Here is a 15,735-nt window from a genome sequence, read left to right as displayed (position 1 = left end):
AAACGAGAGAATTGAACAGGGAGATCGGGAGATCGGGAGATTTTTTGTTTGATTCATCTCCCGCCCTCCCGATCTCTCTGTTCATTCATTCTTAGTCGACGAGCACAGTCGTTTGCCACAAGACGAACGCCCGTGCTTCGACGGTGCTGCGAAGCTCCGCGTCCAGGTCGCCGGTGATCTCGAGGGACAGATCGTCGCGAACGCGGACGCGCTCGATGGGCGCCGTGGGGAACTCGCGCGCGAGCTCCTTTTTCAGGCGAAGGCCGAGCCGCTCGAAGAAGACGCCGACGCTCTTCTCGTCGATGTCCTTCCAGAGGACCACCGCCGGAAACGGCAGCTCCTTGAGCACCAGGTCCCGCGCGGCGAGATCCGTCTTTCCGGTGGAACGCTCGAGAACGCGTGCGAACACGCTGCCGTAGTTCTTCTGCACCTGGTCGCGGCGAACGAGCTCGTCGAGCATGGGGCCGACCCGCTTCTCGAGGGAGCGCACACCATCGAGGCCGTTGGCGAAGAGCCCTTCGTTGCGCGCGAAGTATTCCCCGGAGTCGCGTAGCTTGTCGGCCAAGGCCACGAATTGCCGCGCCATCGTGCTCTGGGCCATCAAGATGCGATCGGCGAAGCGAAGCTCGTCGCGCAGAAACGCGACGTCGCGCAGCTTACCGGCCATGAAGGGCCAGAGCACCAAGTTGTAGTAGTTGTTGAAGTCGAGCCAAAACTTGAGACGGAATACGTCGTAGCTCCCGAAGATGGGATACAAATCGATGTAAAGTCGAATCGTCGATTCATATTTGAATCGATAGTAGTCATTGTACGTCGCCACCTTGGTGCGAAACGCCTCCGCGTCCCCATCGAGATCCGACGCGATCATCGAGGCGATGAACTCGTTCGCGGTGGCGATGAAGTCGGAGCCCGGGCTGTAGAACGGATCGGTGAACGCGCCGGCCTCACCGGTGAGCGCCCAGCGGTCTTCCGAGAAGTACACGTCGGAGCGGTACGGGAGGTGCGCGTAGGCCTGGAAATCCTCGAAGACGGCGCCCTCCATCAGATCGCGCACGGCGCGGTGCTCGCGCAGGAACGCTTCGAAGGCCGGCTTCGTGCGCACGCTGTCGCCGATGCGGCTCTTGTCGTAAACGACGCCGACGCTCATGAGATCGCCCGCGAGCGGGATGAACCAGATCCAGTAGCCGTCGTACATCAAGTGGTTCGTCGATAGATGGCGCGACGTCCATCGCACGCGCTGGCGCCACTCGGGATCGGTCGGCGCATCGAGCCCTGCAACGTTTCGGTAGCGCCCCCACGCCGCCGCCGTGGGAAGACGCTCCTCTTTGTGAACTTTGTGGCCGAGGGCTCGCGGGAGCAGGTGCCTTCGACCGGTCGCATCACAGAGCCAGCGGGCACTCACTTCGTGGCGGACCTTCTCCTGCTCGCCGTCTTCGTAGACGACACGATGCGGAGACCCCACCGCGACTTCGACCACCTTGGCTCCGAGTTGGACGTCAATCCCAATCGCCCGATTCAAATCGACCAAATCGCGCTCCAAAGCGGCGCGTTCGAGCTGAAAACTCGGACAGTAGGGCATATGATCCGAGCCGATCTCACTCATCCGTGTAAGTGGGAGCGACTTGTCCGCGTTGTCGAAAAAGAAACGGAGACCATTTTTCGGGAGCTGATGCTGATAGAGGTACGTACCCAGATTCAGGCGGGTGATCATGTAGTGAGCGGCCACCTCCACGGTCGATTCACCGACCTTCAGGTTGTCGATGTCCCGCGCCTGTTCGAGCACCAGAATCGACAACGAAGGGCGCTCGAGCTTCAGCTGCCGCGCTAGAAATGCCCCTGCAATTCCGCCCCCTGCGATGATCACGTCGTACGTTGTCATTTCACTCATCGTTGGTTTGGGCTTATGAAAGGACACAACCTGTCCGGAGACAACCATGACGAAGCCTTTCTCTCGTTCCTCGCGCCGCTCGGTTCTCTGTGCTGTCGTTCTCGCGGGGAGCATCGTCCCCTTGGCCGGCTGCGGAAGCAGCAACAAGGAGGCAGAGCAGCCCCCCCCGCAAGGGACCTACGGTGCATACCCGCAACAGCCGGGGCAACCGGGTTACGGGCAGCAACAGCCCGGGCAGTATCCGCCGCAGGGGCAGTACCCGCAGCAACAGCCGCAGGGACAGTACCCGCAGCAGCAGTACCCCCAGCAGCAACCGGGCTATCCCCAGCAGCAGCCGGGGTACCCGCAACAGCAACCGGGCTACCCGCAGCAGCAACCTGGCGCGCAGCAACCGGGCCCCGCACCGAGCGGCGCTCCGGCCCCGGGCAACGTGGATCCGGCGCTCGTGAACATGCTGATGACGCCCCTCGCCGCGCGCTATGCCCCGGGCATGCAGCCGGAGGGCGCGCCCATCACCGCGCAGCTCACGGAAGGGCAAAGCACGTCGATGACCGTCACGATGCAGGCGGGCAAGTGCTACACGATCATCGGCGCTTCGCCGATTGGCGTGGGCGTGAAGGATGTGAACCTGAACCTCCTCACGCCGCCGTTCTACACGGTGTCGGCAGGCCAGGATAAGACCACGAGCAACGAAGCCGTCATCGGCGCCTCGCCGAACCCGACGTGCCCCATGCTTCCGGTTCCGGTGGCGTACAAGCTGGATATCCGCGCTAACAAGGGCTCCGGCCCGGTCGCCGTGCAGGTATACTCGAAGGCAAAGTGATGTCTGGAAAGCCCCCTGAGGAAGACCCGGTGATGGAGATCCGTTGCCCGAAGTGCAAGGCGATGGTGAAAATCACCGTGAGCGAAGCCGAGGCGGGGATGAAGGTGAAGTGCCCCAAGGGCCACGACGTGCCCTTGGTCAAGGCGTTCTGAGCCGTTCGCTTTGGGCGGCGTGATACATCTTGACAGACGTATCACGTTGTATCACGCTGCCGCATCATGCTCGGTCTCGCAGGGCCCCAGCGCGCGTTCACGCGGTTGGGGGGACTGGATCTCCATTGGGCAGAAATGGGGCGCGGGCGGCCGCTGGTGCTGCTGCACGGCATTTCCGACTCGCACGGCACGTGGTCGCGGGTCGCGCCGCGTTTGGCTCGCCACCGCCGCGTCCTCATGCCGGACCTTCCCGGCCACGGTTTTTCGGGCCGCCCGCACGCCAGCTACGGCCTCGACTGGTACGCCGAGACGATCGGCCAATGGCTCGATGCACTCGGCCTCGATGACTTCGACCTGGTCGGGCACTCCTTTGGTGGCGGGGTGGCGCAGCGGCTCCTGCTCGAGGAAGCCGGTTCGCGCGTAGGGCGGCTGGCGTTGGTCGCCAGCGGCGGCCTCGGCACCGGCGTCGGCCTGCCGCTTCGCCTTTGCGCTTCGAGCGGCGTCGTCGAGCATTTTGGCCAGCCCTTCATGGGCCTCGGCACCCGCGTCTTCTTGCAGCACGCCGCCGTCTTCGATCGCCACGAGATCGACGGTCTCTCGTGGCTGAATTCGCAGCCCGGCTCGGCACGCGTCCTCTCGCGCACCACGCGCGACGTCATCGATTGGCGCGGGCAGACGAAGCATTTTCTCGATCGCGCGCACGAGATTCCGCACCTCCCACCGATGATGCTCTTCTGGGGGGATCGCGATCCCATCATCCCCGCGCGCCACGCGACCAGCGTCACCGATTACCTCGAGGGCCTCTACGTCGTGCGCTTCGCCGGCTGCGGCCACTTCCCACATCGCGAGTGCCCCGACGCGTTCGCCGGCTCCCTCGAAGCCTTTTTGCGGGCCGACCACCACCGGCGCCCGCGCCTTCGGAGCACCAGCCTCTTGCCTCCGCGCGCCGAACGAATGCGGCGCACTCGCGGCGGTTCGCGCGGCGGCTCCCATGCACCGGGTTCCCCGTTTTTCGCCCGCCTCTGGGAGCGCGTTGCGGCTGTGTTTGGGTTTCGCAAGCCCTATTTTGCAGAATCGGTACCCGCAACTTGACGCGTGATACACAGCGCGTTATGTATCACGGCGTGACACAGCGAGACCCGCAGCGAGACAAGGTCGACGGCGTGGATGGTTCACGCGCGGTCGAGGAGAGCGACGATGCAGAGCCCAAAAAAGAGCGGGTGCTGCACACGCGCGTTCCCGCCGTGCTCGAGCGGGAGTTGAAACGGTTCGCGGACAACCTTCGCGTCCCCGTTTCCAACTTGGTGCGCACCATCTTGGAAGATGCGCTCAACGTCGCCGACGCCGCGACGGAAAACGTGGAGTCACGCCTGCGCAACGCCGCCAAGCAACTCGAGCACGAGCGCGAGCGGCTCAAGGCGCGGGTCAAATTCGATCCGCTGAAGGACGTCTTCGCATTTCAAACGATCACCCTCGCGCAGGATGCCACGTGCGCGAAATGCGAACGAGATTTGGCCGCGGGCGTGCGCGCAAACCTGGGCCTCACCGACGAGCCGACCAACGGCAAGAAAAAGGCGCGCATCTTCGTCTGTGACGAGTGCCTTCCCGGCGCCCGTTAGCCCAGACCACATTTCGATTTTCCCATCAACCCGGAGGTTCGCCGCTTGCGGCGGCCGTTCCACAGGAGAGGTATGCCATGAGCACGAACGAAACCAGCAGCACCGTTGCCATCGAGACGCCCGCCACCGAGAACGTCGCAGGCGAGAAGAAGTCGCCAAACACCCTCGTCGATATCATCTTCGATCTCGGCACCGAGTGGGCAACCTACGGACTGGGCCTCGCCAAGTCCGCCCTCGAGCAAAGCGCCAAGACCCTCGAGAAGCTCGCCAGCTCGATCGACGCGCTCAAAAAGCAACTCGCCAGCAAAGCCTGATAACCGCGCGCAGCGATGCACGCCGGGGGGAGGATTCACAGGAAGACGGGAAGACGGGAAGTTTTTTGGGATTCCAATGCGCCCGATGGCCAATTGGAAACCCCAAAAAAGCGTTCCGCGCTGTCCGTGCCGTAAGTCCTTCCCGCCTTCCCGCCTTCATGTTCAATCCTCAGGATTTCTCGAGGCGAGCGCGGGTCAGTTTTAGCTTCTTTACTTCGTCGCGATTTAGCTTGGGATAATCGATATCCATGTTCTTCATGGTACGAGCGACGATGTCGGCGACGACCCATCGCATATAGGGTTTGTCGTCGGCCGGAATCGCGTACCACGGCGCCCACGGGCGGGATGTCTCGTTGAGAATCTCCTCGTAGGCGACCATGTATTTCGACCATTGCTCGCGTTCATCGATGTCCGACGGTTGGAACTTCCAATTGGCGGAAGGATCGTCGATGCGCGCGAGCAATCGCTTTTTTTGTTCTTTCTTGGATACGTTGAGCCAGAACTTGAGAATCACCGTGCCGTTGCGCGCAAGGTGCTTTTCGAAGTCGCGAATCGACTCGTGCCGCTCTTTCCATAGTTTGCCCAGCGGCGGCACGGACGGGAGGCGCTGGCGCTCGAGGAAGTCGGGATGCACCCGCACGGTGAGCACCTCCTCGTAGTGGCTCCGATTGAACACGCCAATCATGCCGCGCTCGGGAAGTGCGCGGTTGATGCGCCACAAGAAATCGTGGTCGAGCTCCTCCTCCGACGGTGACTTGAAGGATTGAACCTGGCACGCCGCCGGGTTGGTACCCGTGAGCACCGCGCGAATGGTGCCATCCTTTCCGGCGGCGTCGATCGCCTGAAACACCAAGAGCACCGAGTGGCGATTGTCCGCGTAGAGCTTCTTCTGAAGGTGCGCGATTTCGTCCACACATTGAGCCAGGCGCAGCTCCGCCTCCGCCTTGTCCGGCGCGCCCTTCGGCGGCTCATTGTGCGCTTTTTTCACGCGGAAGGACCCGTCGAAGGGAACGAGGAAGGGGCTCTTCAGAGGTTGGGGCATGGCCGACCAATCTACGTCAGAATCCGCCGATTCCATGGTAAAAGGAGCGTTTCCATGCGAAGAGAGCACGCACTCGGCCTGGCCACGATGGCACTCGTCGAATCGCTCGCGCTGGGCGCGGGGCGGGCGGAGGCGGCGCCGACGCTTTCGCCGGAGTCGCAGTCCAGCAAAGCGGGTGGCGATCTCAATTGGTGGAGTGCCAAGGGCGCGGGGTCGACCTTCGGGCTCATCCCTTTTCTTCAATATGGCTTTGCGGACCGCGTCTACCTCACGGTCCATGCGCCCGTGGCCGTCAACGTCAACGGCCCCGGCAGCAAGGGCTACGCGGGCATCGGCAATCCAACCGTGGGTCTGCATTACGCCGCCACCACGCGCGCCCTCACCTGGTACCTCGGCGCCCGCGCCGCCATTCCGCTGGCCACCGTGCACGATAGCGGCTGGCGCACGGCCATGGTCCTGGGGAACTCGTCCACAGCGGGCCTCGACGTGCACTATTGGCTGCCGCAGTACCTTCCCATCGGGGCCTACGGCGGCGTGGAGTACCTCGCCTCCAACGCATTCATCGTGCGCGGTGAGGTCGCTCCGCAGCTCTTCATCCCCATCGAGGATGCCATCTCCCGCGGCACCGACAACAAAGCGCGATTCATCTACACCGCGCGGGTCGAGGCGGAGGGGCGCGCCGACGGGGGCCTCGGCGGAGGCATCGCGCTGCATCTCATGCACAACCCATCGGCCGACGGCGACAACGCACAGAGCGCCTTCGAGGGGTTCGGCTCCTACGACAATGGGAAGTTCTTCGGCCGACTGGGCTTGCTCGTCGCCCTCGACGAGCCGTTCGGCTTCGGCTTCGATCAAGGCCAAGTCGCCACCGCGCGCGCCCGCGCCGGCGTACGGTTCTAGGCGCTAGCGATCGTCGCGCGCGTACGTCATGACCAGGTACATTACCGTCTCGACGTCCCCCGGGTTCTCGTAGATGTGCGGGCGATCGGCCTCGAAGTAGACGGCATCGCCCGTGTTCAGCGAGTAACTTTCGCGATCGACGGTGAGGCGAAGGACACCGGATTGCACCACCAGGTTCTCCGTGGTGCCGGGCGGATGTGGATTGGCATCCTCGATGCCATGGGCGGCGAGGCGAAGCTCGTAGAACTCGACGGCACGGCGCGTGTCGAACGGGAACAGCGCGCGGGACTTGAAGGTGCCATCGCGCGACATGAGCATGCGCGCCCGCGACTGAGGCAGAAGCGACACCGACGGCGTCACCCCCGCGCCACCGAGCAACGATGAGAAGGGCACATCCAACGCGAGGGAGATCTTCCAGAGCACGTTGATGGTCGGGGTGCTCTGCCCCAGCTCGATCTGTCCGAGCATCGCGCGGCTCACGCCGGATTGCTTCGCCAGCCGCTCCAGCGAAAGGCCGCGCTTGACGCGAAGCCGGCGCAAATTCGCGCCCACGATCGGCGTGAGATCGGCCGACGCATCGGGATGGGCGACTTCGCCGTCAGACGGCGCGGCGGGCGGATCGTTGGGCGGTGTCACAGGGAATCGCGCATCCTATCGCCCAACGGACTTCGTTATTCTAGAAAAACGGGTGCAGGAAACGAAGGCGGCCAAGAGGCCGCTTTGCGCCGCGGGCATGGCTTTCAAACGTAGTTTGTTCCATCTTGCATGGGCAAGACGTTGGACGGCTTCGATCGAGACGCATGGAGCGCGCGCGCCAAGACGTTGCGACACCGCTGCCCGGAGTGCGGCGAGATCATGCGCGGCACGGGCAAGCTTTACTATTTGGCCCAAAAAGACGCATGGTTCGTCGAGTATTTCTGCGAGCGCGAGCAGGAAATCGTCCCGCTCTGGTCGCCCGATACGCAAAAGCTCGCCGAAGAGATCGCCGCCGACGGCTAGCCAATCGTCAGGGCGTCATCGATTGCTTCAACACGGTGACGTCGTTTTCATGGACCACCACGTCGACGACTTTTTCCACGGACGGGTCGGATACGCGCAACGTGATGTGGTGTGTGCCCAGCGACGTGGACCGCTTGTAGATGGGCGACGGTCCCAGGGACACGCGGCCATCGAGCACGTCGTCGCATGCCGGATCGCAGATGACCGTGAGCTTGCCCTTCGGTGCAGGCGGCGCGGCCGGGGTCGTCGCAGCACGAGGCGCCGTGCGTGCGGCCGATGCCGCTTCCTGCACCGAGGCCGGCGATAGAATGGGAATCGCTCCGCCCGAAGCCGAGGCCGTCCCGCTCACGCTGGGTGCGCTGGATGCCGCCGGCACGGGGGATGGCGCAACCGACGGCGCCGGAGGATGCGGCGTGGCCACCGCCACCGGGCCCGTCGTCGAAGGACGGCGCACCACGACGATGATGAGCACCGCCACGACGGCGAGCGCGATGCCGAGCACCACGAAGAGCATCGTGGGCCCCATCGGATCGAGCTTTCGCACGCGCATCGTCGTCGAGGCGAGATCCGCCGGCGGCGCAGGCGTGGGCGGCGCGGCCTGGGCCGACGTCAAAATGTGCGGCGGCAATCGCCGCACCGGCATCCGCGGGCTGGGCGCGTTGCCCGCGTCGGAGGCCCGGGGCGCTTGCGCGACCGCTCCGGGCCAAGGCCCCGATTGCGCGGCCGCTCCGGACGGCAGCGATAGCATGCTCCGGTTGAAGACGTGCGTGACGTCCGCCGCGGTCAGCAGCCGCTCCTTCTTGCGCGCGAGCCGGTCCGGAAACAGCTGCGACAGGTAGCGCGCCACCTCGTCATCGGTCACCACCAGCGCATCGCGCACCAGCACCTGATGCAGCGCGCGCGCAAGCGCCTTCGCCGTGATGAAGCGCGCCGCCGGATCGGGGGCAAGCGCTTGCCGTATGAGCGACTCCACGTCGGCCGGAAAACCACGCACCGACTCGGAGAGCGGCGGAATGACATTGCCTTGAATCTTCGCGCGCGTCTCGCTTTCGTCGCGCCCGCCGAAGAGGCGGCGCCCCGCGCAGAGCTCCCACAGCACGGCCCCCAGCGAGAAAACATCCGCTCGCCGATCGAACGCCTCGCCCCGCAGCAACTCCGGGGCGGTGTACGCGACCGCGCGACCGACCATGGTCTTCGCCTGCCCGGGCTCGCCCGCGGAAAGCGTGACCATCGGCGCCGACGGCTCGAGCACCTTGGTCACGCCGTCGTACGTCACGACCAACCGGTGCGGCGCGAGCCGACCATGCACCAGGCGCATCGGTGTACCGTTCGTCGCGTGCGCGAGCTCGTGGATCGCATCCACACCGAGGGCGGCGTCGGCCATCATGCGGCAGGCGATGTCCCACGGAATGGGCATTTTCGCCTGCTGCGCGGCCATCAAGAGATCCTTCGCCGTCTCGCCGAGCAGGTACTCCGAGGCGAGCCAGAGCATGCCTTCGGTCTCGCCCACGTCGAGCGTCGCCACCACGTTGGCGTGCTGAATCCTCGCCGCCGTGCGCGCCGACTGGAAGAAGGCGTCTTTGAACTCGGGATCGCGGGCAAACCGCAGCTCGACCTCGAGCACCGACGTCCACCGCTGAAAGCCATTGGGGCCTTCGAACCGCGCGAGGTGCAGCGGCCCGAAGGTCCCCTTCCCCACCTCTTCGAGGAGGTGGTAGCGCCCCACCATACGCGGGACGGCCTTCGTGGGAATCGACGCGTCGCTCGTCATCCCAACGTACCCTTCGATGGATCGTCCCGATGGGCCATTACGTACTAAGGATTGAAATCCTGGGGTTGCTTCGCCGGTTGTGGCGATGAGGCAGGTGACGAGCTTGGCGGGGGCGGCAATCGCACGGAGCCGCCCTGCGACGGTTTGACCGTAGCGCGCGCGCCGGCCTTCACTTCGCCTTTTTCGCCCCCGGACGACGAGGACTTTTCACTATCTTCCTTTTTCGGAGCGAGGGCATCGCCCTTCGACACATCGAAAGAGGGGGGCGTATTGGGATCGCATCCGTGGGTGAATCCAGAGGCGTCGAATTCACTTACGAGCGATCCCGAACGCTCTCCCTTTTCATTTTTCGCCTGGACGTGAATCTTCACTTCGTGCTTTCCCGCACGTGAAGGCGAGCAATAGCTCAAAAGGTAATACGACTTGGTCGAAGCCTCGATGCGCTGGGCGATATCGTCGAAGGATTTGACGACCTCTTGTTTGTTGTCCGTGCGCGAGGTTCCGCTGCGGCCGATGTCTTTGAGCTCGGATTCCTGCATTTCCTTGCCCAGGCCGATGGCGAAGATCTCGTACTTGCGATCTTTGATCGCTTTTTTCATTTCATCTTTGGTAGCGCGACCGGCTCGATCTTGACCGTCGCTGAAGACCACCAAGGTGCCGAAGCGCATCGGATGCTCGGCGTGCGCGAGCGCGCGATCGAGCTCGGTCAAGCCTTTGACCACGGCGCCGTTCAAGTTGGTGCTGGGATCCTGCGGCTTGTACGAGAGCAAACCGCGAATCGCACCCTTGGCTCCGCCGGGGCTGCCGAAGGGGGCCACGGCATGAATCTCCGGACTGCCGTCGAAGGTGTAGACCGCGACCTTGTGCGTCTTCTCGACGCGATCCGTAAACGCCGTGGCGGCGTCGACCAGCGTCTTCACCGCATCGGGATCGCCGCTGACGCTGCCGCTCATGTCGATGAGCAGCAAGGTGTAGTGCGAGGCCGCAACCTCGGGGTTCAAGATGGTCTGCTTGCTCTCGTTCTCCGAAACGAGCGAACCGTCTTCATAGATGCGGAACTGGTCGGCGGTGAGACCGCTCACCGGCTCTCCACCTGCTTGCACTTTGAAGTACACGGCCACGTTGCTCGGCCGGTTCTGCGTCGACTTCACGGGCGTGAGCTGGAGGCCCCCACCGCATCCGGTGGCAAATGCCAACGAAGCCAACGAGACGAAGGCCAGGAAGCGAGGCGCCTGAAGAAAATTGGGGAATGCTTGCATGAGATTGGCCGGCAATTTTACGCCGAACGCGCCCCAGAAAGGAGAGCATCCCGTACGGCCCTTAGTCGTGCCGTTTCGACCACCCCTTTGCGCCAGGCCACGTAAATGGCGTTTTTCGCGGTAGTTTGCCGCGCCAGGCGCGAAAGATGAGCCGGTCCAACGGGCACGACCGTTTTGGCTTTCAATGCGTCTGCAACGAAATAATTTGGCAACACCGCAACGGCGAGTCCTTCGACAACGAGCGCGAGCATTTCGTCCAAGCTGGTGATGCGGCAGATGATCTTCGTCGGCAAGGGCTCGCGACGACCAAATGTGGCAGCCCAATACGCCGCGTGCATGGCCAGATCGTCGTCGAACACGACGAAGGGATGCTCGCACAGCTCGCGCGCGGTCTCCGGCTTTTTCTTCGAGCCATGTTGCCAGCGCTTGGGCGATGCGACGGCGAGGAACTCCTCGACGTAGACGGGGTGCATCTCGAGCGTGGGCGCATCCGCGGTGCGCACGATGAGGGCGAGATCCAGCTCGCCTTCGATCAGCTCCTGCGTGAGCACGGAAGGGACGTTGAAGCACACGTCGAGGACGAGCTCGGGGTACGTGCGCAAGAGGCTCACGAGGCGCGGACGCAGCCACATGCGCGAAAAGGGCCCGGGCCCGCCGATGCGCACGCGCCCCCGAACGGCGCGCGCATCCGAGGTGGCCGCGTCCAGCGCGTCGTCGATGCGCGCGAAGGAGGCGCGAAGCTCGTGCACGAGCAGCTCGCCCGCGGGCGTGAGCTTCGCGCGACGCCCCACGCGCTCGAACAGGGTCACGTCGAGCTGGGCCTGCAAGGTGCGCAGCTGATGGCTGACCGCCGAGGGTGTGACGCGAAGACGGCGCGCCGCCTCGGCGAAGGTGCGGGCCTGGCCGACTTCGTAGAGGGTCCGCAAGAGTTCGTAATTGATGACCACAGCTCAACGATATCGTGAATTCGTTTCGGCAGATTAACCTTACAGCCTGCAGTAAGGTCCTCGAATCGAAACTACGCGGATGCCGAGCAGCGGCAGCGGGACGATCCCGGCGAGGCCGGCGCCAAGCCATTGCCTGGCACGAGGATCGCCAAACCTCATGGCGATCCTCGCAATGTGAGATCGGTATGGCTCCGGCCCCGCCGGGATGGTCTCGCTACCGCGGTTCGATTGCAGCGTGCAATTCAAAGACTCGTACGCGTTCTCGAACCGTCAGTTCCTGGAGGCGTACATATGAGCCCACCGAAGGAGACGACCCCCATGTCCAAGCGAATTCTCATGATCGTCACGAGCCACGATCGCCTCGGGAACACCGACAAGAAGACCGGGTTCTGGCTCGAAGAGCTGGCTGCGCCCTACCGCACTTTCGTGGAGGCCGGCGCCCAGGTCGATATCGCGTCCCCCAAGGGTGGAAAGGCCCCGGCCGATCCGGGCAGCGCCGAGCAGGCGACGGACGACGTGCGATGGTTTCTCGCGAACGCCGAGGCCTCAAAGAAGCTCGAGTCGACCCTTCGCCTCGCGGACATCGCGCCGTCGAACTACGACGCGTACTTCCTGGTGGGCGGGCACGGCGTCATGTGGGATCTCGCCGTGAACGAGCAGAGCGCGACGCTGCTGGGTAGCGCCTTCGACCAAGGCAAGGTCGTCGCGGCCGTGTGCCACGGGCCGGGTGGCCTGGTGAACGTGCGCACGGGCGACGGCAAGCCCCTCGTGCAAGGCCGGCGGGTGACGGGCTTCTCCGACGAAGAGGAGAAGGCCGTGAAGCTCGAGACGGTCGTGCCGTTCCTGCTCGAGACGCGGCTGCGCGAGCTCGGCGGGCGCTACGAGCGCGGAGCGATGTGGTCCTCCTTTGCCGTCCGTGATGGCAAACTGGTCACGGGGCAGAATCCACAGTCGTCCGCACTCGTCGCACGCGAAACGCTCGCCGCGCTCGGCTAGATCGACGTCACAAGTGCTCGCGGAAGAATTCCGCGGTGCGCTTGGCGACGGCGGCCGAGGACTCGGGATCCGAAACCATGTGCGTCTGGCCGACGAGCGGCATGAACTCCATGGGGCGGCCGGCGCGGGCCATCGCTTCGGCGAATCGGAGCGAGTGCACCAGGTAGACGTTGTCGTCGGCCGTGCCGTGGATGAGCAACAGGGGTCGCGCTGGCGCCGCCGCACTCGGCGGACGCGCGGCCCACGTGAGCAGCGACTGCTTGTCGTACGCGTCGTTGTTCGGCTCCAGGCCGATGAAGCGCTCCATCAGCGCGTCGTAGTCGCGCAGATCGGCCACCGGCGCACCCGAGACGCCGACCTTGAAGACGTCGGGCCGGCGCAAGACGGCCAACGCCGTCGCATACCCGCCGCCGGACCACCCGTACAGGCCCGCGCGCGTTCCGTCGATCTCCGGGTACTTCTTCGCGAGCTCGCCAATGGCCTCGGCATGGCCGTCGATGGCCACCTCGCCGTAATTGTGCGGCGTGCGCTCCCAATCGTGGCCCCGTCGCGCCGTACCGCGCACGTCAATGGCCACCACGATGGCATCGGTGACGTCGGCGAGCCATTGCTGTTCGATGTAGCGACGCGCATCGGAGTGCACCTGGTACGAGCCGGGCCCCGCGTAGATGTAGTCGATCACTGGGTAACGCCGCGCCTTGTCGAACTTTTGCGGCCGGAGAATCGCCACCCGGTAGTCGTCCTTGCCGACCTTCGTGTACTCGATGTTCGTCTTGAACGGAGGCTCCTCCGCCACCGAGGGAACGGGGATGTTCACCGCCCCGTCCACGCTGCGGACGGAGAAACGGCGCGCACCCTTTTGCGTGCCCTCGTACTGCGCGTAAACGCGCGAATTGTCGCCGAAGTTCGCATACACGAGGCTGTCGGTGTTGTGCGAAAGGGACTGCGGCGCGCCGCCGCCCCACGGGGCCGCCCAAATCTCGTCGCGGATTGGTTCCGCGGAGGCACGCACGTAGGCAACCTTCTTCGCCGCGTCGAGGCCGACCAGACTGCGGTAGCCCATCGACTTCGGCGCCACGGTGGCGATTTTCGCGCCGTCGCGACCGTGCAACTCGAGCTCCCAGTCGCCACTGCGCTCGGTGGACCAGAGAAAGCCGCTGCCATCGGGAAGCCAGCGCGGAACGGAGGGGTCCTCGCCGAGCCACAACTTGTCCTCCTCGGTGAGCAGCTCCTTCGCGTTCCCAGTTTTCCCGTCGACGGCCACGACGGACCCATGCCGGTATTCGCGGTCGACCACGAAAAGCGTCAGCGGCGCGTTCTTCGGCCACGTCACCGAGACGAGGTACGGATAGCGCTCCGCCTCCCATTTGATCTTGCGCGCGGGCTGCTGCGGCGCACGCACCTGCGCCACCGCCAGGCGAACGATGGCGTGCGCCTTTCCCGTCTTCGGGTACGCGACGATCTGCGGGGGCTGCTCGGGTTTGCCCGGATCCGCGAGCGTCCACTTCTCGACCTTCGACAGATCGGCATCCTCGTAGGCAATCTCGTTGCCATCGGGGGACCACCAGAAGCCGCGCTGCCGCGAAAACTCTTCCTGGGCCATGAAGTCGGCCACGCCGTGCGGGTTCGTCTCCGTCCCACCGCGCGTGATGGCCACGGGCTTCGCCGCCCCATCGCCCTCGACGGAGATGACGTACACGTCGTTGTTGCGCACGTAGGCCAGCTTCTTCGCATCGGGCGACAGGTGCGGATCGATGACCCCCGGCCCCGTGGCCAGCTCGCGCGCTTTGCCGGTGGCGCGCTTCCACACGTAAAGCTTGCCCGATAGCGAGACTACGATCACCGAAGCATCGGCATTCGCCTCGAAGAAGGTGAACCCTCCCCCGCGAATGCGTTGCCGCTCACGCCGCGCCTTTTCCTCGGCCGTGAGAACCTCGGGCCCGGCCAGCAACGTATCCGGCTTGATCAGCTCACGCGTGCTGCCGGTCGCCACATCGACTTCCCACAGCGCATTGCGCGGATCCTGCGGCGTCGCGCGCAAGAACAAGACGCGCTTGCCATCCTCCGTCGGCGTGAGCCGCTTCGGTTCCCCAAGGGAAAAGCGCTGCGTCTTGGCATATCGAAGCGGAAAGTCCGTCGATATGGCCACCCGCTCCACGACAGGCGGCGGCGCGACAGGACCTTGCGCCACCGGCGCTTTGGCGGACGTGGGCGTAGGCGCCACGGCTGGAGGTGGAGGCTCGCCGGCACACGCGGCGAGGAAGCACGGAAGCATGAGAAGAGCGGCTCGGCGGATCATGGCTGCGCACGATACCCCGAACCCGAAAGAAGAGAATTCACATGAAGGCGGGAAGGCGGGAAGGTTTTTGGGATTTCCGCTGGGCCCAGTGGCCCATCTGAAAACAACAAAAACAGCGTTCCGCGACGGTTCGTGCCGTAACTCCTTCCCGTCTTCCCGTCTTCCTGTGAATTTCTCTCTCTCTTCTTAGTCGCCGAGCACCGAGTGCATGGCGCCGCGGGCGGGGCCCGACGCGTCGCGTAATTCGGGGTGGTCGTTCAACATCCGCACGCAACGGTTCCAGCGCAGGATTGGATCGGCGTTGCTCTCCGGCGGTGCGAGTTGCTCGGCCCGGGCGAAGAGTTCCAAGGCGTTCTCGAAGGAGACGAAGGCGTTGTGCGCCTGGCCGTGTTCGAGTTGGGCCTTGGCGCAGCGCTCGTAGGCGATACCTGCATAGTACACGCGCTCGTACTCGGTGGCGAGCCGATCGCAGATGCCCAGCGTCTCGTCGAACAGTCGGGTCCACGCCGTGCGGAACTGGTCCGTCAACGACAGCGTGAGCAGCTTCAGCGCGTCGTCGTGGTCCGGGCGCACCGCGAGGATATCGCGGCAGATGCTCTCCGCCTCTTCCGGCTGATTGAGCTCGCGGTAGTGGTCGGCCTTGGAGAGAGCTTGCGCGATGCTGTTCGTCGGTAGCCGTTTGAGCTCGTACATAGGCTCATTGTAAATCGAATTCGCAGTCCGTTC

The 15,735-nt window shown here is 64.5% G+C and carries 16 protein-coding genes; 8 read left to right on the top strand and 8 right to left on the bottom strand.

The window, feature by feature from the left end:
* Positions 1–91: 91 nt before the first annotated feature.
* Complete coding sequence (locus LVJ94_10200) at positions 92–1,879, bottom strand: tryptophan 7-halogenase (protein ID WXB07603.1); 1,788 nt, start codon at positions 1,877–1,879, stop codon at positions 92–94.
* Positions 1,880–1,934: 55 nt separating this feature from the next.
* Between LVJ94_10200 and LVJ94_10195 the strand changes: the two genes are divergently transcribed.
* The 5 genes from LVJ94_10195 to LVJ94_10175 all read left to right on the top strand — a co-directional run bounded on the left by LVJ94_10195 (position 1,935) and on the right by LVJ94_10175 (position 4,796).
* Positions 1,935–2,711, top strand: coding sequence for a hypothetical protein (locus tag LVJ94_10195; protein ID WXB07602.1), 777 nt, complete (start codon positions 1,935–1,937; stop codon positions 2,709–2,711).
* On the top strand, positions 2,711–2,863 hold the full coding sequence (locus LVJ94_10190; GenBank protein WXB07601.1) for a hypothetical protein: 153 nt from the start codon (positions 2,711–2,713) through the stop codon (positions 2,861–2,863). The genes LVJ94_10195 and LVJ94_10190 overlap by 1 nt, the downstream gene beginning before the upstream one ends.
* 66 nt (positions 2,864–2,929) lie before the next feature.
* Positions 2,930–3,955, top strand: coding sequence for an alpha/beta fold hydrolase (locus LVJ94_10185; GenBank protein ID WXB07600.1), 1,026 nt, complete (start codon positions 2,930–2,932; stop codon positions 3,953–3,955).
* A 32-nt stretch (positions 3,956–3,987) separates the two neighbouring features.
* Entirely contained in the window at positions 3,988–4,482 is a 495-nt protein-coding gene (locus tag LVJ94_10180; protein ID WXB07599.1) for a hypothetical protein, read from the top strand.
* 77 nt (positions 4,483–4,559) lie between these two features.
* Positions 4,560–4,796 (top strand): hypothetical protein, encoded by a 237-nt coding sequence (locus tag LVJ94_10175; protein WXB07598.1) that lies wholly within the window; start codon positions 4,560–4,562, stop codon positions 4,794–4,796.
* Positions 4,797–4,965: 169 nt separating this feature from the next.
* Here the strand turns inward: LVJ94_10175 and LVJ94_10170 are convergent, their stop codons facing one another.
* Positions 4,966–5,838: a polyphosphate kinase 2 family protein gene (locus LVJ94_10170; protein ID WXB07597.1), complete on the bottom strand. Its 873-nt coding sequence runs from the start codon at positions 5,836–5,838 to the stop codon at positions 4,966–4,968.
* A 54-nt stretch (positions 5,839–5,892) separates the two neighbouring features.
* Here LVJ94_10170 and LVJ94_10165 point away from each other — a divergent pair, with 54 nt between their 5' ends.
* Positions 5,893–6,738: a hypothetical protein gene (locus tag LVJ94_10165; protein WXB07596.1), complete on the top strand. Its 846-nt coding sequence runs from the start codon at positions 5,893–5,895 to the stop codon at positions 6,736–6,738.
* 3 nt (positions 6,739–6,741) lie between these two features.
* On the opposite strand, the gene LVJ94_10160 is transcribed toward LVJ94_10165, so the two are convergent.
* Positions 6,742–7,374 carry an XRE family transcriptional regulator gene (locus LVJ94_10160; protein WXB07595.1) on the bottom strand — a complete coding sequence of 211 codons (633 nt, stop codon included), beginning with the start codon at positions 7,372–7,374 and terminating at the stop codon, positions 6,742–6,744.
* A 129-nt stretch (positions 7,375–7,503) separates the two neighbouring features.
* Between LVJ94_10160 and LVJ94_10155 the strand changes: the two genes are divergently transcribed.
* A complete protein-coding gene (locus LVJ94_10155) occupies positions 7,504–7,737 on the top strand; it encodes a hypothetical protein (protein WXB07594.1) in 234 nt (77 codons plus the stop codon).
* 7 nt (positions 7,738–7,744) lie between these two features.
* Here LVJ94_10155 and LVJ94_10150 read toward each other — a convergent pair whose 3' ends face one another.
* Genes LVJ94_10150 through LVJ94_10140 form a run of 3 tightly spaced genes read right to left on the bottom strand, consistent with a single transcriptional unit; the run spans position 7,745 to position 11,714 of the window.
* Positions 7,745–9,508, bottom strand: a complete 1,764-nt coding sequence (locus LVJ94_10150) for a serine/threonine protein kinase (protein WXB07593.1) — start codon at positions 9,506–9,508, stop codon at positions 7,745–7,747.
* Between the two features lie 44 nt (positions 9,509–9,552).
* A complete protein-coding gene (locus LVJ94_10145; GenBank protein ID WXB07592.1) occupies positions 9,553–10,767 on the bottom strand; it encodes a VWA domain-containing protein in 1,215 nt (404 codons plus the stop codon).
* Positions 10,768–10,784: 17 nt separating this feature from the next.
* A complete protein-coding gene (locus LVJ94_10140) occupies positions 10,785–11,714 on the bottom strand; it encodes a LysR family transcriptional regulator (protein WXB07591.1) in 930 nt (309 codons plus the stop codon).
* 318 nt (positions 11,715–12,032) lie between these two features.
* Between LVJ94_10140 and LVJ94_10135 the strand changes: the two genes are divergently transcribed.
* Complete coding sequence (locus LVJ94_10135) at positions 12,033–12,710, top strand: type 1 glutamine amidotransferase domain-containing protein (protein WXB07590.1); 678 nt, start codon at positions 12,033–12,035, stop codon at positions 12,708–12,710.
* Positions 12,711–12,717: 7 nt separating this feature from the next.
* On the opposite strand, the gene LVJ94_10130 is transcribed toward LVJ94_10135, so the two are convergent.
* Together LVJ94_10130 and LVJ94_10125 are read right to left on the bottom strand one after the other, a co-directional pair.
* Positions 12,718–15,009 carry a S9 family peptidase gene (locus LVJ94_10130; GenBank protein ID WXB07589.1) on the bottom strand — a complete coding sequence of 764 codons (2,292 nt, stop codon included), beginning with the start codon at positions 15,007–15,009 and terminating at the stop codon, positions 12,718–12,720.
* Between the two features lie 186 nt (positions 15,010–15,195).
* Entirely contained in the window at positions 15,196–15,702 is a 507-nt protein-coding gene (locus LVJ94_10125) for a hypothetical protein (protein ID WXB07588.1), read from the bottom strand.
* Between the last annotated feature and the right edge of the window lie 33 nt (positions 15,703–15,735).

The sequence above is a fragment of the Sorangiineae bacterium MSr11367 genome (genome assembly GCA_037157805.1).
In the GTDB taxonomy this organism is placed as follows: Bacteria; Myxococcota_A; Polyangia; order Polyangiales; family Polyangiaceae; genus Pendulispora; species Pendulispora rubella.
This window is presented reverse-complemented; position numbering and strand designations above follow the sequence as displayed.

What these genes read in the sequence shown, in the direction of transcription:
- LVJ94_10190 (WXB07601.1), top strand. Translation starts at nt 2,711, where the DNA reads ATGTCTGGAAAGCCCCCTGAGGAAGACCCGGTGATGGAGATCCGTTGC.
- LVJ94_10185 (WXB07600.1), top strand. Translation starts at nt 2,930, where the DNA reads ATGCTCGGTCTCGCAGGGCCCCAGCGCGCGTTCACGCGGTTGGGGGGA.
- LVJ94_10130 (WXB07589.1), bottom strand. Translation starts at nt 15,009, where the DNA reads ATGATCCGCCGAGCCGCTCTTCTCATGCTTCCGTGCTTCCTCGCCGCG.
- LVJ94_10165 (WXB07596.1), top strand. Translation starts at nt 5,893, where the DNA reads ATGCGAAGAGAGCACGCACTCGGCCTGGCCACGATGGCACTCGTCGAA.
- LVJ94_10150 (WXB07593.1), bottom strand. Translation starts at nt 9,508, where the DNA reads ATGACGAGCGACGCGTCGATTCCCACGAAGGCCGTCCCGCGTATGGTG.
- LVJ94_10155 (WXB07594.1), top strand. Translation starts at nt 7,504, where the DNA reads ATGGGCAAGACGTTGGACGGCTTCGATCGAGACGCATGGAGCGCGCGC.
- LVJ94_10175 (WXB07598.1), top strand. Translation starts at nt 4,560, where the DNA reads ATGAGCACGAACGAAACCAGCAGCACCGTTGCCATCGAGACGCCCGCC.
- LVJ94_10195 (WXB07602.1), top strand. Translation starts at nt 1,935, where the DNA reads ATGACGAAGCCTTTCTCTCGTTCCTCGCGCCGCTCGGTTCTCTGTGCT.
- LVJ94_10145 (WXB07592.1), bottom strand. Translation starts at nt 10,767, where the DNA reads ATGCAAGCATTCCCCAATTTTCTTCAGGCGCCTCGCTTCCTGGCCTTC.
- LVJ94_10125 (WXB07588.1), bottom strand. Translation starts at nt 15,702, where the DNA reads ATGTACGAGCTCAAACGGCTACCGACGAACAGCATCGCGCAAGCTCTC.
- LVJ94_10200 (WXB07603.1), bottom strand. Translation starts at nt 1,879, where the DNA reads ATGACAACGTACGACGTGATCATCGCAGGGGGCGGAATTGCAGGGGCA.
- LVJ94_10135 (WXB07590.1), top strand. Translation starts at nt 12,033, where the DNA reads ATGTCCAAGCGAATTCTCATGATCGTCACGAGCCACGATCGCCTCGGG.
- LVJ94_10170 (WXB07597.1), bottom strand. Translation starts at nt 5,838, where the DNA reads ATGCCCCAACCTCTGAAGAGCCCCTTCCTCGTTCCCTTCGACGGGTCC.